Genomic DNA, 18504 nt, shown 5'->3' with positions numbered 1-18504 from the left:
GTTCGTTGACATGGGGTCTTCGTATCGTTTGCCTTTCTCTACACAGGATCCCCCCGCCTGAAGGTGAGGCACCATGAAGAAATTGTTCGCGCGCCTGGCTGTGCTGGGCGTCGCGCTGTTAGTAGCAGGACAGGGCCAGATCGCCCACGCTCAGGAGCCCGCCGCGGGGAAGAAGATCGTCCGTGTCGGGGCGACCCAGGCGGTCGACTCGATGAACCCGTTCCTCGCGGTCCGGCTGGTGTCGTCGTCCATCCACCGCTTGATGTACGGCTTCCTGACCGTGCCCGACCCCAAGACGCTGCAGCCGAGCCCCGACCTGGCCGAGTCGTGGACCACCTCCGAAGACGGCCTCACCTGGACGTTCAAGATCCGCCAGGCCAAGTGGTCCGACGGACAGCCGGTCACGGCCGAGGACGCCGCCTGGACGTTCAACAAGGTCATGACCGATGACGCGGCCAAGACCGCCAACGGTCCGGCCGCCGAGAACTTCGAGAGCGTCACGGCCAACGGCCAGGACCTGGTCATCAAGACCAAGGAACCTCAGGCCTCGATGCTGGAGAACCCGATCCCGATCATGCCCAAGCATGTCTGGGAGAAGGTCACCGACATGGCCAACTACGACGCCGAGACCTACCCCGCGGTGGGCAGCGGGGCGTACATCGCTGTCGAGCACAAGAAGGACCAGTACGTCAAGCTGAAGGCCAACCCCGACTACTGGCGGGGCGCGCCCAAGATCGACGAGCTGCAGGTCATCTTCTACGACAACCCCGCGGCCTCGATCGTCGGCCTGAAGAAGGGCGAGATCGACCTCATCGGCCGCCTCGCGCCGCCCGACTTCGAGGCGCTCAAGGGCGACCCCAACATCGTGCAGTGGAACCAGCAGGGTCGCCGCGCGAGCTACCTGCAGATCAACCACGGCGCCACCACCAGCGACGACAAGCCCATCGGCGACGGCCACCCCGCGCTGAAGGACCCGAAGGTGCGCCAGGCGCTGCACTACGCGATCGACAAGCAGAAGTTGGCCGACGAGGTGCAGGGCGGCCTGGCCAAGCCCGCCGACGGCTCGATCGTGCCGCCCATGTACACCGACTTCTTCTGGGAGGCGAGCGGCGACACCAAGATCACTTACGACGTCGCCAAGGCCAACCAGATCCTCGACGACGCCGGCTACAAGAAGGGCTCCGACGGCGTCCGCACGATGCCCGACGGTGACAAGAAGCTGGAGTTCCGCTTCAGCATCCACACCGACACCCCGATCGAGGACAAGCTCGCCGAATACCTGACCGGGTGGTTCAAGGAGATCGGCATCACGCTGACCACCAAGAAGCTCGACTCCAGCAAGTTCACCGAGGAGACGGGCACCACCGCCCTGTTCGACATCGCGATCAGCGGCTGGTCGGTCAACCCCGACCCCGAGGAGGTCCTGGCGACGCACCTGTGCAGCCGCAGGCCCACCCCGTCGGGCGAGGGCGGCGGCACCGAGTCGTTCTACTGCGACGAGACCTTCGAGAAGCTCTACCAGGAGCAGCTCAAGGAGCTCGACCGGCCCAAGCGCGCCGAGATCATCAAGAAGATGCAGGAGCGCCTCTACACCGACGCCCCGGTGATCGCCATCTACTACCCGAACGACCTCGAGGGCTACCGCAAGGACCGGATCACCAGCATCACCCCGATCCCCGAGGACAACGGCATCCTCTACGGCGGCAGCGGCTTCTGGCCGTTCTACACCGTGGACGCCGTCGCGGCCCCGGCCGCCGGATCCGCCGAGAGCGGCTCCAACACCGGCCTCATCGCCGGCGTGGTCGGCGCCGTGGTGGTCATCGGCCTCGGGGCGTTCTTCCTGACCAGGCGGCGCAAGAGCGTCGCGGACGAGCGCGAATGACAACACCGCTCGACGCAGCGGAGCCCGCCGTCCAGGCGGCGGGCTCCGGTGACGGGCGCCCCGCCCACCGAGGCACGCTGAGATACGCGCTGTCGAAGGCGGGCGGGGCGTTGCTCAGCATCGCCATGGTGATCGTCGGGACGTTCTTCGCGTTCCGCATGTTGCCCGGCGACCCGGTGCGCGCCCTCGCGCAGGGCCGCAACATGACCCCCGAGCAGCTCGACCTGGAGCGGCACCGGCTCGGCCTGGACAAGCCGCTGATCGACCAGTTCTTCGACTTCGTCGGCAAGACGCTCCGCTTCGACCTCGGCACCTCCTACGAGTACAAACGGCCGGTGGTCGACCTCATCGGGGATCGGCTCGGAGCCACGCTGCTGCTCGCGGGCGCGGGGCTGGTCATCGCGGTGAGCCTCGGCCTCTGGCAGGGCATCCGGGCCGGCTGGCGACCCGGCAGCCGCTTCGACCGTTTCTCCACCGGCGTCTCGCTGGTGCTCTGGTCGGTGCCGACGTTCTGGCTGGGGCTGCTCCTGCTGATGGTCTTCGCGGCCGGCATCGGCCCGATCCCCGGCATCTTCCCCACCCGGGGCATCGAGAGCGTCGACGCCCCCGACGGCTTCGCCTACCTCCTCGACGTGGGCATGCACATGGTGCTGCCCTGCCTCACCCTGGCCGCCGTGATCTACGCCCAGTATCTGCTGGTCATGCGCTCGTCGCTGCTCGACGAGGTGAGCCAGGACTACGTGACCACCGCACGGGCCAAGGGCCTGCGCGACGACGAGGTACGCCGCCGCCACGCGGTGCCCAACGCGCTGCTGCCCACGGTGACGCTGGTCTTCATGCGCATCGGCTTCGTCGTCGGCGGCGCCGTCACCGTTGAGGCGATCTTCAGCTGGCCCGGGCTCGGGCAGCTCTTCTACGAGGCGATCAGGGTGCCCGACTTCACGCTCATGCAGGGCACGTTCATGCTGCTCACCGTGTCGGTGATCCTCATGAACACACTGGCCGACGTCGTCTACCACGTCATCGACCCGAGAGTGAGGTCGGCGTGACCAGTGTCGCCTGGACCCGGAGGCGGCTCGCGTTCGGCCGTTTCTGGGACACCTTCCGCGGCCAGCGGCCCGGCGTGATCGGGCTGGCCGTGCTGGTCGTCGCGGTCGTGCTCGCGCTGGTGGCGCCGCTGTTCATCGACGAGAGCGTGACCAGCGTCGTGACCGGCACGGGCGCCAAGATGGCCGCGCCCAGCCTCGACTCCCCGTTCGGCACCGACGAGTCCGGCCGGTCGATCCTGCTGATGGTCTGGTGGGGGTCGCGCACCTCCCTGCTCATCGGCTTCCTGGCCGCGCTGCTCAGCATCGGGATCGGCACCGTGATCGGCATCGCGGCCGGCCACTTCCGCGGCTGGCTCGGCGCCGTGCTGATGCGGGTCACCGACTGGTTCCTGGTGCTGCCGTCGCTGGTGACGGCCCTGGTGCTGGCGGCCATCCTGGGTGGCAGCACGCTGACGATCATCATGGCCATCGGGGTCACCTCGTGGCCGTCGACCGCCCGGCTGATCAGGGCCCAGACCCTCGCCGTGGAGGCCAGGCCGTACATCGAGCGGTCCAAGGCGCTCGGCGGCGGCCACTGGCACATCACCACCAGGCACGTGCTGCCCAACGTGGCGCCGCTGCTGCTGGCCAGCACCACGCTGGAGGTGGCCAGCGCGATCGTCACCGAGTCGACCCTGGCCTTCCTCGGTGTCAGCGCCAACAAGACCTCATGGGGCACCATGCTGCGCGGCTCCTACGACTGGGGCGCCGCCAACGCCGGCGCCTGGTGGTACATCCTCATCCCCGGCCTCTGCATCGTCGCGGTCGTCATGGCGTTCACGTTGTGCGGCAGGGCCCTGGAGTCGGTGCTCAACCCGCGACTGCGGAAGGCGGGCGCATGACGACCCTTCTCGAACTGGACGACCTCTCGGTGACCTACCGCATCGCGACGGGCGAGGTGCCCGCCGTGCGCGGGGTGTCGCTGAGCCTGGACTCTGGGGCCGCGCTGGGGATCGCCGGAGAGTCGGGATCCGGCAAGTCGACGCTGGCCATGGCGCTGCTGCGGCTGCTGCCGCGCGACGCCCGCGTCGGCGGCCGGATCCTGCTCGACGGCGAGGACGTGCTCGCCATGAAGTGGGGCAGGCTCCGGGCCGTCCGGTGGGCCGAGGCGTCCATCGTGTTCCAGGGCGCGCAGCACGGGCTCAACCCGGTGCGGCGCATCGGCGACCAGATCGCCGAGCCGCTGCTGGTGCACGGCCTGGCCAAGCCCGACGGCGCCCGCAAGCGCGTGGCCGAGCTGCTGGAGCAGGTCGGGCTGCCCACCTGGCGGGCCGGCAGCTACCCGCACGAGCTGTCGGGCGGGCAGCGGCAGCGCGTGATGATCGCGATGGCGCTGGCCTGCTCACCCCGGCTGATCATCGCCGACGAGCCGACCACGGCCCTCGACGTGATGGTCCAGGCGCAGGTGCTCACGCTGATCAAGCAGCTGATCGCCGAGCACGGCATCTCACTGATCATGATCTCTCACGACCTGTCGGTGCTGGCCGACGTGTGCGACCGGCTGGCGATCATGTACGCGGGCCGCGTCGTCGAGGACGGCCCGTCCCGCGAGGTGTTCCACGACGCCAGGCATCCCTACGGCCGGGCGCTGGCGGCGGCGTTCCCGACCGTGGGCGACCCGGTCTCCCGGCTGGCGCCCAAGGGCCTCGGCGGCGACCCGCCCGACCCCATGGAGCTCCCGACCGGCTGCTCGTTCCACCCGCGCTGCCCGGTGGCGCTGGACGAGTGCTCGACCCTCGACGTCCAGCTCTGGCCCGCCGGCCAGGCGCGTTCGGCCGCGTGCGTGCACGTACGGGCGAAGGAGGAGGTCTCATGACCGAGACGCAAGCCGCGGGGGGCGAGTCCCGCGCGTCCGAGCAGGCTCCTCCCGCCGCGGAGACCGTGACGACCACCCGCGGCACGCTGCTGGAGGCCCGCGACCTGCGCGTGGAGTTCCCCTCGCGCGGGCGCCGCGCCCGCGCGGTCGACGGGGTCAACCTCGCCGTCGCCGAGGGCGAGATCGTGGCGCTGGTCGGCGAGTCCGGCTGCGGCAAGACGACGCTGGCGCGCACCCTGCTCGGCCTCGAACGCCCCACCTCCGGCTCGGTCGTGTACGGCGGGACCGCGCTCGACTACGGCTCCAGGTCGCTCAAGGCCTACCGCAGGGAGGTGCAGCTCGTCCTGCAGGACCCGACGGGCTCGCTCAACCCGCGGCACACCGTCTACGAGGCGGTGGCCGAGGGGCCGCGGATCCACGGTCTGCCCGACGAGCGGGAGGTCGTGGCCTCCGCGCTGGCGAGGGCCGGGCTGCGCCCGCCCGAGCGGTTCTTCCTGCGCTACCCGCACGAGCTGTCCGGCGGGCAGCGGCAGCGGGTGGTGATCGCCGGGGCGCTGGCGCTGAACCCGAAGGTGCTGATCGCCGACGAGCCGGTGGCCTCGCTCGACGCCTCGGTGCGGGGCGAGATCCTCGCGCTGATGCTGGGGCTCCGCGACGACCTCGGGCTGTCGGCGCTGGTCGTCACCCACGACCTCGGGCTGGCCTGGAACATCGCCGACCGGGTGGCGGTCATGTACCTGGGCCGGATCGTCGAGTCCGGGCCCGTGGAGCAGGTGCTCACCGCTCCCCGGCACCCGTACACACAGGCGCTGCTCTCGGTGCTGCCGGAGTCGCCGGAGCGGGTGGTGCTGACCGGCGAGCCGCCGGACCCGACGCGGATCCCCGGTGGCTGCCGCTTCCACGCCCGCTGCCAGGTGCTGGCCTCCGGGCGGGCGGCCGAGGCGGGGGTCGACGGCAGGTGCCGGTCGGAGGCGCTCGGTGTGCTGCCGGCCGTCTCCGGAGCCCAGGTGGCCTGCCACTACGCGGAGGTCACGGCCTGACGGCCCGCCGGCGACCTCGCCGAGGATTCAGTCCGCGGGCTGGCGCCTCCTGCGGGGCTGGTAGTCCTTCAGCGTGATGGCGTTCGCGGCCCGGTGGATGGGGCCGGTGACCCGGCTGATCATCCGCTCGGCGCCGGGCAGGCGGGGAAGCAGCCTGAGCATCGTCAGCTGGGTCCAGAGCGCCGCGCGCGACCCGATCACCATGCCCTTCAGGTTCGCGGGGCCGAGCGCCTGGTTGGCCGCCGCGAACGGGCGCATCTCCGCCTCGTAGCCTTCGGCGCCGCCGCCCTCGGCGAGCTCGCCCGCCAGCACGTACGCGCCCACGAGGGCCAGGCTCGTGCCCTGTCCCGAGGCGGGCGAGGCGCAGTGGGCCGCGTCGCCCGCCAGCACGACCCGGCCACGGGACCAGCTCTCCATCCGGACCTGGCTCACGGAGTCGAAGTAGAAGTCGGCCGACTCGCGCACCGCCGCCAGCAGCCTGGGCACCTCCCATCCCATCCCGGCCATCGCCTCGGCCAGCAGCTCCTTCTGCCGGGCGGTGTCGCGGTGGTCGTAGGAGAGCGGCGGCGACGACCAGATGAACAGCGCCCTGGCGTTCGCGTCGCGGGCCGTGCCGTAGACGTTCGCGGTCCTGCCGGGAGCGGCGTGCACGGCCTCCTCCCGGTCCAGGCCCAGGTGGTTGGGGACCGTGCAGATCGAGATGTGGCAGCCGAGGTCGTGGACGAACCGCGACTCCTCCCCGAACGCCAGCCGCCTGGTGGCGGAGTGCAGCCCGTCGGCCCCCACGACCAGGTCGAACCGGCGAGGCTCGGATCGCTCGAACGTCACGAGCCCGTCCTCGGAGACGCTCGTGATCGAGTCGCCGAAGAGGTAGTCGACGTCGTCGCGGGTCAGGTCGTAGAGCAGCTCGTTCAGCTCGCCGCGCATGATCTCGACGTCGTCGCCGAGCCGGCCGCCGAACAGGTCGGCGTCCATGGTCGCGAGCCCGCGCCCCGTGCCGTCGTAGTAGGTCGCGAGGCGCATGTCCGTGCTCCGGGCGCGGATCGCGTCGAGCAGGCCCATCCGCTCCACCACCTTGAGCGCGGCGCCGCGGACGTCGACCTTGTAGCCGCCGGGGCGGATCGCGGGCGCCCGCTCGACCACGGTCGGGGCGAAGCCGTGGCGGTGCAGCCAGTAGGCCGTCGCGGTGCCGGCGATGCCCGCGCCGGAGATCAGGATTTTCTTCATGCCCTGGACGATACATCTGTCTTAGACGATTGTCCAAGACGGTTGTGCTATTCTCCCGGCATGGGAAACCGTGAGGATCTGCTGGCCGGGGCGAAGCGCTGTCTCATGGAGAAGGGCTACTCACGCACCACCGCTCGCGACATCGCCAACGCCTCGGGCGTGAGCCTGGCCGCGATCGGCTACCACTTCAGGTCGAAGGACGCGCTGATGAACGAGGCGCTGTTCGAGGCGATGAAGGAGTGGGGCCTCGACCTGGGCGCGACGCTGGCCGCCGACGCGAAGCCCGACGCGACCCCGCTGCAGCGCTTCGAGACGGCGTGGGACCGGGTGATCGAGTCGTTCGACCGGCTGCGACCGCTGTGGGTCACCCAGTTCGAGCTGCTCGGGCAGATCGACCACGTGCCGGAGGTCCGGGAGCATCTCGTACGCGGCCTCCGCGAGGCGCGCGACGGCCTGGCGGAGCTGTTCGAGAACATCGAGGCCGCAGCCGATCCCGAGCGGGTGCGCCTGACCGGCTCGCTCTACCAGGCCATGCTGACGGGGTTCCTGTCACAGTGGCTGCTCGACCCCGAGCGCGCGCTGTCGGGCGGCGAGGTGGTCGCCGCCCTGCGCATGGTGACCTCTTCCCCGGAGAGGTGTTCCTAGGAGGCGCTCAACTCCTAGAAGGCGCTTATCGTGGCCGGCGCCCGCTCGGCCCTGCTCAGCGCGCGGATGACCGCCGTGGCCCCGTGGCGGTGCACGGCCAGCCGCGCCAGCAGGTCGACGACCGGGGCGACGACCTCGGAGGGCAGCTCCGGTGTCTGCACGCCCACGCTGGCGGCCAGGTCGTCGGAGTGCACCACCAGCTCGATCAGCCGGGTCAGCAGGAAGTCGTCCAGCCGTAGCGACCAGCCCGACCAGGGCAGGTGCACCACGCTGTCGGCCGGTTCGGCGGGCAGCGCGGCTCGCTGGCGCTCCAGCAGCTCACCCGTCCTGGCGGCCAGCGCGGCGGGCCCTTCGGCGGCGGCGGCCTCGCCGCCACGCCTGATGCCGACGTTGCTCTCGTGGTCGAGGCCCGCCTGCACCCACGGCGACATGGAGTAGTGCTCCAGCAGGTGGACGGGCTCCTGCGCCTCCCCCTCCCGGGGGCCGAGCACGGCTTCCACCCGGACGAGCTGGTGAGCCAGGTGTCCGGCCAGCCCCGCGACGCCGAACTCGGTGAGCGCGCTCGGCTTGTCCCACGCCGCCGCCACGGCCGGATCGCCGAGCAGGTCCACCGCCGACTGCGCGGCGACCAGATAGGACTCCCTCATAGCCGGACCTTTCCCCTTATGTGGTGACTCGGGCCAACACTATCCCTCCGACGATCAACGCGAGCGCCGCCATTTTTCCCGCCGGCACGGGGGCGTCGTTGAGCACGACGCCCAGTGTGATCGCCCCCACCGCGCCGATGCCGGTGAACACCGCGGCTCTTCACCTGAGCCGTTCCGCCTGCGCGTCGCCGGGTGTTCGCAGGGTCTGGTTGATCCTCGTTCTGAGGAAGGCCCGGGCCAGTTTCGCGCGGCGAAAGCGGCTCAGCGGGGGGTGTGGGAGGCCGTACCGACGGGCCCGGATGTCGGCCACCACCCGGGGAGGCGCACCCAGCTGGACCAGCACGTCGAGCGCCTCCCGCTTGGTGATCATCCGGCCGTCCCGCAGTGTGACCGTCGCCCGGGCGACCGTCACCAGGCCCAGATCGACCCAGACATCTCGCAGCCAGCGCCGCCGGTCACGTGTCTTGACCAGCCAGAACTCTCGCAGGTCGGCACGGATGAAGTCGGTCAGCTCCTGGTCGGAAACCGGCGGGAGCAGGTCGGCGGGCGGCGGGCCGTACAGTTCCAGGGCGTCCTCGTGCAGCTCGCGGCGCGTGACGGCGGTGACCGGGCGCTCGAAGAGCTCCTCCATCGCCCACGTCACGTGGTCGGCCGCGAGCTCGGACAACTCGTCCCGGGCCAGGTAGGAACAGTGCAGGTGCTCGCTGAGCGGCAGGTCCAATGCCTGGTGCAACCGCTCCAGCCCGTCCTTCTGCTCGCCGGTGAGGGGAGTTTCGACGACCGCAATGAGATCCAGGTCGCTGCGCCCCGGCTGGTAGTCACCCCTGGCCAGCGAGCCGTGCGCCCAGAGCGCTACAAGCGGGACGACGGGCCGCAGGTCGTCCAGAAATCGTCTCAACAACAGATCCGTGGCAGCGCGCATGGTGAAACTATGAGCGATCCGCCGCCCGAGCGAAAGATCATCCCGGCGGTGGCCACAGTTCGGACCGCGCGGTGTCAGCGGACGGCGGAGAAGACCGTGAGGGTGGCCAGCTTGTGGCGCGTGGCATCGGAGAAGAGGCCGCGAAGTCCTCGGTCGATGCGGCTGAGCTGCTCCTCCGTCAGCGCGAGGCCGCGAGCGATCCATGACGGTCGCGTTCCGCCATGCCAGGCGATCACCACCCGTCCACCCGGTCGGGTCACCCGGCGCAGCTCGCGTAGTCCGCCCTCGAGATCCGGCCAGATCGCCACGTTGTTCACCGAGACCACGCGGTCGAACTCCGCATCGGGGAATCCTGACCGGTCGGCTGTGCCCAACCGCAGGTCGATTCGCCCCGCGGCGATCTCCGCACGGTGGGGCCGCGTGGCGAGGTCACGCATCTCGGGCGAGGGATCCACCCCGCAGATCCGTCCCGCCGACGTCCGCTGGAGTAAGCGGATCATCCCGCCAGGTCCGTAACCGACTTCCAGCACGCGCTCGCCCTCCTGAACGTCGAGGAGGTCGAGCAGGTCCTGCTGCCTGTTCATCCACAGCATCAGGCGGCCGGCGAGCCGTCCGGGCATCCCGCTCGGTGTCGCGAACGGCGAGCGGGACGGTCCACCGCCCGTCCAGGGAGTCGTGGTGTTCATGTCTCCAGAGTCATACTTCAAGACGGCTTCAAGTCAACTGCCTCGGCACTACCGGCCTGAGCGAGCGGTGGCCGCCGACCACGAACCCCCACGGCAACCGAGCAGATCCCGGGCCTGACCTCGCGCCCAGCGCGGCCCGGGGGCGCGCCTCCGGTCCGACCTGTCATCCTGGTCGGCGGCCGGGCCCGCGGGTAACCCGGAGCTGGTTCACCGCCTCGACGATGGGCGCCGCGCCGTCCTCCGCCGAGATCCGGACCGAGAGGGCCTGGGCCCGCCGCCGGTAGGCCGGGTCGGTGACCGCGGTGGTGAGCGCGTCGGCCAGTCGCGCGGGCGTCAAGCGGCGGAACGGGATCGCGGCGGGAGCCACACCGAGTGCCATCAGCCGGGACGCCCACAACGGCTGGTCGTTCATGACCGGCACGGCCACGGCGGGCACCCCCGCCCGCACCCCGGCCCCGGTGGTGCCGCTGCCGCAGGCGTGGGCGACGGCGGCCATCCGGGGGAACAGCCAGTCGTGCGGCACGTCGCCGACCGCGAGCACGTCGTCCGAGAGGCGTCCCCGCAGGCCGGTCTGCAACACGCCACGCAGCCCGGCCCGCCGCAGCGCGTGCACGGCCAGCTCCGTGTACTGCTCGGCCCGCGCGTCCGCCAGGCTGCCGAAGCCAACGAAGACCGGCGTGGGCCCCGACGCCAGGAAGTCGCACAGCACCGGATCAGGCTGCCAGCCCCGCGGCCGGAGCGGCCACCAGTAACCCGTGATCTCCAGCCCCGGCCGCCAATCGGCCGGGCGCGGCAGCACCAGCGGGCTGACCCCGTGGAAGACCGGCCACCGCGTGCTCTCCCGGCGCCGATAGAGGGCGCTCGGGGTCATCGGGGGCAGCCCCAGCCGGGCCCGCATCTTCGTGCTCAACCCGGCGAGCAGCGGGCCGGCGGCGGGCAACTCGAACGCGAGCCGGGCCGCCCTGCGGTTCCCCCACCGCCCGAGCGACCGGCGGAACAGGCTCATGACCGGCGGAAAGTCTCCCGTGGGGTCGATCGGCTGCAGGTGCACCCCCATGCTCGGCACGCCCATCGCCTCGGCGACGTGACAGCCCAGCGCGCCCGCCATGCCGAGCAGGAGCAGGTCGGCCTCCTGTCCGGCGAGCTCGGCCAGGCCCTCCATAAGCTGCTCGCCGTATTCCTCGAAGGCGCTGATGCGTACGGAGAAACGGCCGGTCAGCGCGGGGAGCGGGTCTCCGGGAAGTGGTTTGTGCTCCAGGCCCGCATCGGTCACCAGCTCCGTGTACGGCTCGTGCGCGGCGATCGTCACCTCGTGCCCGGCCTCGCGTAACCGCATCCCCAGCCCCGTGTACGGCGCCACGTCCCCGCGCGTGCCGACTCCGATGATCAGAACCCGCATCCAGATCCCCCCTGTCACTCCCGTTTGTCATACAGTCGCATGATAAACGGGAGCGATAGCTTTTACCATGCGGTCGCACGAGAAAAGTGGGAGATATGCCGAAGATCGTCGATCACGAGGCCCGGCGGCGGCACATCGCCGAGGCCGTGCACCGCGTCATCCACGACAAGGGCATGGAGAGCGTCAGCCTGAGGGAGGTCGCCGCCGAGGCCGGGATGTCCATGGGGGCGGTGCAGTACTACGTCACGACGAAGGACCAGATGCTGCTGCTGGCGCTGGAGCGCATCGGGATCTGGATCGGGGACCGGATGGCGGCCGTGGCCGCGCACCAGTCCACGCCGCTCGACCTGCTGCGGGCGACCGTGCTGGAGCTGTTGCCACTGGACGAGGAACGCAGCTACCTGAACCACATCGGGCTGGCGTTCCAGGCGAGCTCGGTGGTGTCCGAGAACCAGGCGGCCGCGATGCGGCTCGGGCTGCCGCTCCTGCTGTCCTTCTTCGCCGAGCAGATCAGGGCCGCCCAGGCCGCCGGGCAGCTCGCCGCCCACCTGGATGCCGGCAAGGAGGCGAGCATCCTGTACGCCTTCGCGCAGGGCATCGTGAACGCCACCCTGGTCGGGCACTACACGCCCAAGGAGGTCGCGGCGTTGCTCGACTACCACCTGGCGCGGCTCCGCACGGGGTGATGGCCGTAGCGGGAATCTTCGGCCGGTCCGAGCCGGGCTGGTCGAGCACTGGACGATCCTGGAGGAAGAGCGCGACCTGATCGCCGGAAAACGGGATGCTTCGGCGATGCCGACGATCAGGGATATCGCCTGCCCCAGGAGGGCGGGCACCGGCCAGTCCCCCAGAACGAACTACACCTTGATCCTGTGCCCCCCGAACACTGAGCGACGCGCCTGAGCCCGCGCGGGCCGATGAATCATCGCGGCTGCGCCCGAGGACCGCCCTCTCAGCGGCGCGGTCGCACCACCATCCCGCGGCAGACCTCGCACTCATGGCCCTGTTCGCCTGACGGACCCCGGGCGGCGCCTCTGCCGAATGGGAGATACCGTGCGCCCGGCTCCGGCTGGTGAACTCATGACAGTGTCCGCCTACCCGATCAGGGGACCATTCGTCCCGCCCGTCAGGAGACCACGAACCCCTGCGGCGTTGGGTGACCGGCGCTCTAGACTCGTTCCCATGTCCCATCGGGCATGGGCCGCCGTAGCGTCGTCCGCACTCGTTCTGGCGCTCCTTCTCCTGCCCGTCTCTCCAGCGATCGGCCTGCTCGCGGCCGTGCCAGCGGCCATCGGGTGGGCGTTCGTGGTCGCCTGGGCCATCCTGCGCCCGTCCATCGGAACCGGCGGCTCCTGGTGGACGGCTCTGCCTGGCGGCGCGTCCCTCGCGGCCACCGGCTTCGCGCATGCCACCGGATACCGCGGCAGCACAGATGCCGGAATGTGGGGACTGGTCGAAGTCGCCGCCCTCTTGGTCCTGCTGACACTTGTCGTGAGGTGGAACAGAGGCCGCGGACTCTGGGTGTCGGGGATCGTGACCGCAGTCGCGCAAATAGCGTGGATAAGCCGATTCATTCCCGACGAGGATGTCGGAGCGGTGCTCGCCGGCTGTGCCTTGTGGGGACTCGGCTCAGCCTCCGCGGTCGTCATCGGCGGATATCCACGCTTCGCCGCGCGGCGGACCGAACGTATGGTCGAAGCCGAGAAGAGCAGGCAGAAGCGGCAGCTGGAGCGTGATCTGCATGACTACGTCGCACACGACCTGTCGGGAATAATCGCGCAGGCGCAGGCCGCGCAGTTCGTGCGCGATTCCGATCCTGAGAGGCTTCTGGCGGCCCTGCGGCGGGTGGAAGAGGCCGGGCTTCGGGCTATGTCGTCCATGGACCGCGCGCTGGAGTTGCTGTCCGGCGACGACCCCGGCTCCGCCGAAACGAAGGAAGAGATACGCCGGCCGGACATGCGTGCCGTCGAGTCCCTGGTCGAGTCGTTTCGACAGGTGTCCGAGGACGTGGACGTGCGGCTGCTCGTGGACGGCGATGTCGCGACGCTGCCCAGGGAAGTCAGTGAGACCGCCTACCGCGTGACGATGGAAGCCCTGACGAACATCAGACGGCACGCCAAGAATCGTGCCTGGGTCCGCGTCGAGGTACGGATGGATCCGAGCGGTGGGCTTTTCCTCAGGGTCGAGAACGCGGCGCCTCGAGGCCCGTCACGGAGCTTGATCCCCCGCAGGCGGGGCGGGACGGGGTTGCGCGAGGTCCGCGCACGGACCGAGGCGCTCGGGGGCACGCTGAGTGCCGGAGCGTCACCATCGGGCTGGCGCGTGAGCATGAATGTCCCGTCAAGGAGAACACCACGATGAATCGCACTCGCGTCGCGATCGCGGACGACCAGCTGGAAGTGCGCGAAGGGTTCCGGACCGTCGTGGACAGCAGGCCGGACATGGTGGTCGTCGGCGAAGCGGGCGATGGCCCGGCCGCGTTGGAAATGGTGCGGACGTTGCGTCCGGACGTGCTGCTCCTCGATATCCGGATGCCGCGCCTCGACGGCCTCGAGGTGTGCCGTCACATCCGCGACGAGAGGCTCGACCAACGAACGCGGGTCATCATCGTGACCACCTTCGATATCGACGAGTACATTGCCGCCGCGCTGCGACACGGCGCTTGCGGGTTCATTCTCAAGCGATCCCGTCCCCAGCTCCTGATCGAGGCCATCATGGCCGCCATATCCGGGGACACTCTCATCAGCCCGGAGCTGACCCTTCGCCTTCTCCGCAGCGCCAGGACGAATCCCGTGCACCCGGCACACGCTGCGGTCTCTGTTCTGACGCCGCGCGAGGAGGAAGTCGTGCGACGTGTGGCTCGCGGAATGACCAACGTGGAAATCGGCCAGGACCTGTTCATCACCGCGGGCACCGTCAAAACTCATCTGGCGAAGGTCCAGTCGAAACTCGGTGTGGCCAACAGGGTGGCAATAGCCGCCTGGGCGTGGTCCGTGGGTCTCGTGGACGGATGAGCGGGCAGATGCCCGCCTTCTCCGGTGCGGCCCCGATCGCTGGTAACCCAACTCGGTAGCCCGCATTCGTTTCTCCGTCAGGCGCGGTGGCAGCGGGCGCAGGTGCCACGGCGGCGAAAGTGGTAGGCCAGGGCGGCGGCGCCCAGCGCGACTCCCCACAGCGGCCACAGCGTGCCGGGCAGGATCGTCCCCCAGTTGTCACCGAAGAGCCTCTCCGGAAAGTAGCCCCTCATCAGCGCGTTCAGGTGGCTGATCGATCCCGAGGTGACGAGGACGGCGACGACCGACGCCGGGACGATCGCGGTTCGCGGTTTCACTGGCCTGCCGCGCAGTCCGGGGATCCAGCGAGGATAGACCTCGCCCCAGCGCTGGACGAGGCCGAGGGTGAGAACGGCCCCGCCGATCGCCAGCAGGCCCTCCATCGCCCCCGCCAGCCAGATGTCGGGCGTGTCCCGCGCCTCCTCGGTGAGGAACTCGGACGTGACGCCGAACGGGATGCCTGCGAACCAGGCCAGACGCACCGACGCGTAAAACAGGGGGATGACGACGGCGACGGCGACGGCCCATCGACCCCACCGCGAGGCCGCCTCGGGAGTCGTCCACCTGGCTAGGGAGTCGGCACGGCCACAACTGGGGCACGTCCGCGCGGTCCTGCGCCGGTACGCCAATGTGGCGAGGGCCCAGAGCAGGCCGCCGAGCATGAGGATCAACTGGTTGAGCACCGGCCAGGGCAGCACGCCGCGGTCGAACAGGCTCACCCCGGACGGCCAGCCGAACGGCAGGCCGACGAGGAGGAGGGGCAGGCGGGCCACGGCCATCAACGGCCGGCCGTCGGGGATCACCAGGGTGAGGGCGGCGGACAGCAGCCACCCCCCTCCGGCTAGCACCGCGCGCGTGATGCCGCGTCCGTGACCGCGTGACATGGCCATCGCGAGCGTAGCCGCCGCGAACCCGACGGCGGCGATCAGCGGGCCGAGCGTTTCGGGCCGTGCCTGCTCCAGCATCGTTCGCGCGGCGTCGGGATCGTGCCGTACGCCGAAAGGAAAGGCCGCGCCGCCTAAGGTCCAGTAGAGCCCCGCCATGCCGTAGAGCAGTGACCAGGCAGCCGCCGCCTGACAGGCCCACGCGGGCCAGTTGGACCGTGTCCGGCGCCCGGGGCGCGTCACGCCGGACTCCATGGGTGACGTGGGTCGAACTCGTCTGACATTCATGACGTCAACCCTGGCGGAACCGGTCACGCCGTCGTATCTGCCGTCTGGCGGATACGACGGCGGACCCAGCCTTGAGTACAAACGTTGTGAACAGGCAGGTCCTCGCGGTGGGCTGATCGTCGTCAAGGCCGCCTGCTCGACGGCCCATGCCGGCCCTGAGGGCTTAGGTCTCTACCGTGAGCCGGGAGGACCGTCCATGCTCACAGGCACGGGAGGTGAGGTGATGAGCGCCGGAACCGTGCCCTCGACACGACACGATGCATGGGCGGGCCTGGATGTCACCACCGCCGCGAGCCTGGACGTCGAGACCGTGCTGGCCCGGCTGGAGACCAGCGGGGAGGGAGTGAGCGGACCCCAGGCGCGAGAACGGCTTCAGGCGTTGGGCCCGAACGCGGTGCGCACGCATCAGGCCCGGCGGCTTGCGGTGCTGGCCCGGCAACTACGATCCCCGCTGCTGATCCTGCTCGCCCTGACGGCGATCGCGTCCTACTTCCTCGGCGAACCGACCGATGCCCTGATCATCGGAGCGATCCTGACGGCGTCAGTGGGCCTCGGGTTCTTCAACGAGTACCGCGCGGAGAGATCCGCGCAGGCGCTGCACTCAAAGATCAGGCACACCTGCGTGGTCCGGCGGGACGGTCGGCCACAGTCGGTGGACGTGACCGACGTCGTACCCGGCGACATCGTCGAACTCGGGCTCGGCCAGGTAGTGCCCGCGGATCTGCGCCTGGTCCGCGTCGAAGGGCTGGAGTGCGAGGAGTCGGTGCTCACCGGGGAGTCGATGCCGGTGGTCAAGTCGATCGCACCGGTCCGGCCGGGCGCTCCCCTGGCCGAACTGAGCGGTTGCGGGCTGATGGGCACCGTGGTGCACGCCGGCTCCGGCACCGCGGTCGCGGTGGCCACCGGCGGGCGAGCCGAGTTCGGAAAGATCGCGCTCGGCCTGGGCCAGCGTCACCCCGACACGGAGTTCCAGCTCGGGTTGAGCAGGTTCTCCATGCTGCTGGTCAGGGTCGCCGCTGTGCTGACCGTTACGATCTTCGTCATCAACCTGCTTCTGCACCGCCCGGTGATCGACGCCCTGCTGTTCTCGCTGGCGATCGCCGTGGGGATTTCCCCGCAGCTGCTGCCCGCCGTCGTCTCCACCAGCCTGGCCGCGGGGACACGGCGCCTGGCCCAGCGCAAGGTGCTGGTCAAACGCCTGGTCTGTATCGAGGACTTAGGCGATATCGAGGTGCTGTTCACCGACAAGACCGGCACGCTCACCGAAGACGGCATCAGCCTCATGCGGTCCCTCGGTCCGGACGGCACCCCTGCCGACGAGCCCCTGAAGCTCGGCCTGCTCTGCAACGAAGCCGTGGTCGCCGCCGGGCGGGTGGCGGGCGGCAACCCGCTGGACGTCGCGCTCTGGCAGGCTCCGGCCGCGGCGGCTCTCGGCGCCGCGCTGGCCCCCTATCGGCGGCTGGCGGTCCTTCCCTTCGACCATGAACGCCGGATCGTGTCGGTCGTGGTCGAACACGCGGGTCGCAGGACCCTCATCTCCAAGGGCGCGCCGGAAGCCGTCCTGGCACGCTGCACCAGTGTGCCGCCCGAGGTGACGGCCACGCTGGCGGCCGAGTTCGCCGCGGGCAACCGCGTGGTCGCGGTGGCGGAACGTCCCGCCCCGGAATCGCCCCAGATCACGGTCGCCGACGAGTGTGACCTCGTCCTGCGTGGCCTGCTGGTCTTCCTGGACCCGCCCAAGACCAGCGCCTCCCACGCACTCGAACGCCTGGCCGGTCTCGGTATCACCGTGAAGGTTCTCACCGGTGACAACCCCGCGGTCGCCGCGCGGCTCTGCGCCGACCTCGGACTGCCCGGCGGACGTGTCGCGACCGGTCAGGACGTCGACGCCGCCGACGACGACGGCTTGGCCGCTCTCATCGACCGGTCCACCGTGTTCGCACGGGTCACGCCGGAACAGAAGGCCCGCATCGTGCGAGTTCAGCGGGGCAGCGGACGGGACGTCGCCTTTCTCGGCGACGGCGTCAACGACGCCCTCGCGTTGCACGCCGCCGACGTGGGCGTCTCGGTCGAGACCGCGACCGACGTCGCCAAGGACGCCGCGGACGTGCTGCTGCTGGAGAAGGACCTGAACGTGCTCGCCGACGGCGTCATGGAAGGCCGTCGCATCTTCGCCAACACCATGAAATACGTCCTGATGGGCACCTCCAGCAATTTCGGCAACATGTTCAGTGCCGCCGGGGCCTCCCTCGTCTTGGGTTTTCTGCCGATGTTGCCCTCCCAGATCCTGCTCAACAACCTGCTGTACGACGCGAGCCAGCTCGCCATTCCCACCGACAACGTCGACCCCGAGCAGGTGGCCCGCCCCGCCCGCTGGAACATGAAGCTCATCCAGCGCTTCATGTTGTTCTTCGGGCCGCTCAGCTCATTGTTCGACTTCGCCACTTTCGCCGTCATGCTCGGGATCTTCCATGCCGGCCCCCCCTTGTTCCGTACTGGCTGGTTCGTCGAATCCCTCGCCACCCAGACACTTGTGATCTTCGCGATCCGGACCCGACGCAGCCCGTTCTTCCGCAGCCATCCCAGCCTTCCGCTGGTGGTCGCCGCCGTCGGGGTCGTTCTGATCGGCGTGGTGCTGCCGGCCACCCCCTTGGCGCAGATGCTGGGTTTCCTCCCGCTTCCCGGCCTGTATTTCCTCGCCCTGGCCCTGATGGTGGTCATCTATCTCGGTCTGATCGAGGCGGGCAAGCACTGGTTCTACCGCACTCTCCCAGCCGTACCGGTGGGTCGCGAGCGCGCGGCCGGCCATCGCACCCACCGCAGGGCCGAACGGTTCACCACCGTCCATCGGATCCGCCGGCAATCGCGGCCAGCGGAAGTTCGCTGACCCCGCGGGCGGTGGCGGCCACTCTGCTCAGCGGGCGCAG

17 protein-coding genes are annotated in these 18504 nt (G+C 70.0%); 10 read left to right on the top strand and 7 right to left on the bottom strand.

Annotated elements, in window-relative coordinates; genetic code table 11:
* Window positions 1-73 precede the first annotated feature (73 nt).
* Genes AB0C16_RS00510 through AB0C16_RS00490 form a run of 5 tightly spaced genes read left to right on the top strand, consistent with a single transcriptional unit; the run spans window position 74 to window position 5826 of the window.
* A complete protein-coding gene (locus AB0C16_RS00510; RefSeq protein WP_357677292.1) occupies window positions 74-1882 on the top strand; it encodes an ABC transporter substrate-binding protein in 1809 nt (602 codons plus the stop codon).
* Window positions 1879-2931 (top strand): ABC transporter permease, encoded by a 1053-nt coding sequence (locus tag AB0C16_RS00505; RefSeq protein ID WP_357677290.1) that lies wholly within the window; start codon window positions 1879-1881, stop codon window positions 2929-2931. Before AB0C16_RS00510 ends, AB0C16_RS00505 begins: the two co-directional genes overlap by 4 nt.
* Window positions 2928-3812: an ABC transporter permease gene (locus tag AB0C16_RS00500; protein WP_357677288.1), complete on the top strand. Its 885-nt coding sequence runs from the start codon at window positions 2928-2930 to the stop codon at window positions 3810-3812. Before AB0C16_RS00505 ends, AB0C16_RS00500 begins: the two co-directional genes overlap by 4 nt.
* Window positions 3809-4786: an ABC transporter ATP-binding protein gene (locus tag AB0C16_RS00495; protein WP_357677286.1), complete on the top strand. Its 978-nt coding sequence runs from the start codon at window positions 3809-3811 to the stop codon at window positions 4784-4786. Before AB0C16_RS00500 ends, AB0C16_RS00495 begins: the two co-directional genes overlap by 4 nt.
* Complete coding sequence (locus tag AB0C16_RS00490) at window positions 4783-5826, top strand: ABC transporter ATP-binding protein (RefSeq protein ID WP_357677284.1); 1044 nt, start codon at window positions 4783-4785, stop codon at window positions 5824-5826. Before AB0C16_RS00495 ends, AB0C16_RS00490 begins: the two co-directional genes overlap by 4 nt.
* Window positions 5827-5853: 27 nt before the next feature.
* Here AB0C16_RS00490 and AB0C16_RS00485 read toward each other — a convergent pair whose 3' ends face one another.
* Entirely contained in the window at window positions 5854-7053 is a 1200-nt protein-coding gene (locus AB0C16_RS00485) for an FAD-dependent monooxygenase (protein ID WP_357677282.1), read from the bottom strand.
* 60 nt (window positions 7054-7113) lie between these two features.
* Here AB0C16_RS00485 and AB0C16_RS00480 point away from each other — a divergent pair, with 60 nt between their 5' ends.
* Window positions 7114-7698: a TetR/AcrR family transcriptional regulator gene (locus tag AB0C16_RS00480; RefSeq protein WP_357677280.1), complete on the top strand. Its 585-nt coding sequence runs from the start codon at window positions 7114-7116 to the stop codon at window positions 7696-7698.
* Between the two features lie 14 nt (window positions 7699-7712).
* On the opposite strand, the gene AB0C16_RS00475 is transcribed toward AB0C16_RS00480, so the two are convergent.
* The 5 genes from AB0C16_RS00475 to AB0C16_RS00455 form a co-directional block, all read right to left on the bottom strand.
* Complete coding sequence (locus tag AB0C16_RS00475) at window positions 7713-8345, bottom strand: maleylpyruvate isomerase N-terminal domain-containing protein (protein WP_357677278.1); 633 nt, start codon at window positions 8343-8345, stop codon at window positions 7713-7715.
* Between the two features lie 16 nt (window positions 8346-8361).
* A complete protein-coding gene (locus AB0C16_RS00470) occupies window positions 8362-8496 on the bottom strand; it encodes a hypothetical protein (RefSeq protein ID WP_357677276.1) in 135 nt (44 codons plus the stop codon).
* 9 nt (window positions 8497-8505) lie between these two features.
* Entirely contained in the window at window positions 8506-9243 is a 738-nt protein-coding gene (locus tag AB0C16_RS00465; RefSeq protein WP_357677274.1) for a nucleotidyltransferase domain-containing protein, read from the bottom strand.
* 98 nt (window positions 9244-9341) lie between these two features.
* Complete coding sequence (locus AB0C16_RS00460; RefSeq protein ID WP_357677272.1) at window positions 9342-9953, bottom strand: methyltransferase domain-containing protein; 612 nt, start codon at window positions 9951-9953, stop codon at window positions 9342-9344.
* Window positions 9954-10116: 163 nt separating this feature from the next.
* Window positions 10117-11352 carry a glycosyltransferase gene (locus AB0C16_RS00455; protein ID WP_357677271.1) on the bottom strand — a complete coding sequence of 412 codons (1236 nt, stop codon included), beginning with the start codon at window positions 11350-11352 and terminating at the stop codon, window positions 10117-10119.
* Window positions 11353-11447: 95 nt separating this feature from the next.
* On the opposite strand from AB0C16_RS00455, the gene AB0C16_RS00450 reads away from it, so the two are divergent.
* From AB0C16_RS00450 to AB0C16_RS00440, 3 genes are all read left to right on the top strand, one after another.
* Complete coding sequence (locus AB0C16_RS00450) at window positions 11448-12038, top strand: TetR/AcrR family transcriptional regulator (protein WP_357677270.1); 591 nt, start codon at window positions 11448-11450, stop codon at window positions 12036-12038.
* Window positions 12039-12534: 496 nt separating this feature from the next.
* Entirely contained in the window at window positions 12535-13713 is a 1179-nt protein-coding gene (locus AB0C16_RS00445; RefSeq protein ID WP_357677268.1) for a histidine kinase, read from the top strand.
* Window positions 13710-14366, top strand: a complete 657-nt coding sequence (locus AB0C16_RS00440; protein WP_357677266.1) for a response regulator transcription factor — start codon at window positions 13710-13712, stop codon at window positions 14364-14366. Before AB0C16_RS00445 ends, AB0C16_RS00440 begins: the two co-directional genes overlap by 4 nt.
* 77 nt (window positions 14367-14443) lie before the next feature.
* Here AB0C16_RS00440 and AB0C16_RS00435 read toward each other — a convergent pair whose 3' ends face one another.
* On the bottom strand, window positions 14444-15532 hold the full coding sequence (locus AB0C16_RS00435; protein ID WP_357677264.1) for a hypothetical protein: 1089 nt from the start codon (window positions 15530-15532) through the stop codon (window positions 14444-14446).
* A 268-nt stretch (window positions 15533-15800) separates the two neighbouring features.
* On the opposite strand from AB0C16_RS00435, the gene mgtA reads away from it, so the two are divergent.
* Entirely contained in the window at window positions 15801-18464 is a 2664-nt protein-coding gene (gene mgtA / locus AB0C16_RS00430; RefSeq protein WP_357677262.1) for a magnesium-translocating P-type ATPase, read from the top strand.
* Window positions 18465-18504: the final 40 nt, after the last annotated feature.

The sequence above is a fragment of the Nonomuraea sp. NPDC048916 genome (genome assembly GCF_040649575.1).
In the GTDB taxonomy this organism is placed as follows: Bacteria; Actinomycetota; Actinomycetes; order Streptosporangiales; family Streptosporangiaceae; genus Nonomuraea.
The sequence above is the reverse complement of the archived record's forward strand: the minus strand, read 5'-3'. Positions and strand labels throughout refer to the sequence as shown.

What these genes read in the sequence shown, in the direction of transcription:
- AB0C16_RS00455 (WP_357677271.1), bottom strand. Translation starts at nt 11,352, where the DNA reads ATGCGGGTTCTGATCATCGGAGTCGGCACGCGCGGGGACGTGGCGCCG.
- mgtA (WP_357677262.1), top strand. Translation starts at nt 15,801, where the DNA reads ATGAGCGCCGGAACCGTGCCCTCGACACGACACGATGCATGGGCGGGC.
- AB0C16_RS00485 (WP_357677282.1), bottom strand. Translation starts at nt 7,053, where the DNA reads ATGAAGAAAATCCTGATCTCCGGCGCGGGCATCGCCGGCACCGCGACG.
- AB0C16_RS00495 (WP_357677286.1), top strand. Translation starts at nt 3,809, where the DNA reads ATGACGACCCTTCTCGAACTGGACGACCTCTCGGTGACCTACCGCATC.
- AB0C16_RS00505 (WP_357677290.1), top strand. Translation starts at nt 1,879, where the DNA reads ATGACAACACCGCTCGACGCAGCGGAGCCCGCCGTCCAGGCGGCGGGC.
- AB0C16_RS00460 (WP_357677272.1), bottom strand. Translation starts at nt 9,953, where the DNA reads ATGAACACCACGACTCCCTGGACGGGCGGTGGACCGTCCCGCTCGCCG.
- AB0C16_RS00445 (WP_357677268.1), top strand. Translation starts at nt 12,535, where the DNA reads ATGTCCCATCGGGCATGGGCCGCCGTAGCGTCGTCCGCACTCGTTCTG.
- AB0C16_RS00450 (WP_357677270.1), top strand. Translation starts at nt 11,448, where the DNA reads ATGCCGAAGATCGTCGATCACGAGGCCCGGCGGCGGCACATCGCCGAG.
- AB0C16_RS00490 (WP_357677284.1), top strand. Translation starts at nt 4,783, where the DNA reads ATGACCGAGACGCAAGCCGCGGGGGGCGAGTCCCGCGCGTCCGAGCAG.
- AB0C16_RS00440 (WP_357677266.1), top strand. Translation starts at nt 13,710, where the DNA reads ATGAATCGCACTCGCGTCGCGATCGCGGACGACCAGCTGGAAGTGCGC.
- AB0C16_RS00480 (WP_357677280.1), top strand. Translation starts at nt 7,114, where the DNA reads ATGGGAAACCGTGAGGATCTGCTGGCCGGGGCGAAGCGCTGTCTCATG.
- AB0C16_RS00475 (WP_357677278.1), bottom strand. Translation starts at nt 8,345, where the DNA reads ATGAGGGAGTCCTATCTGGTCGCCGCGCAGTCGGCGGTGGACCTGCTC.
- AB0C16_RS00510 (WP_357677292.1), top strand. Translation starts at nt 74, where the DNA reads ATGAAGAAATTGTTCGCGCGCCTGGCTGTGCTGGGCGTCGCGCTGTTA.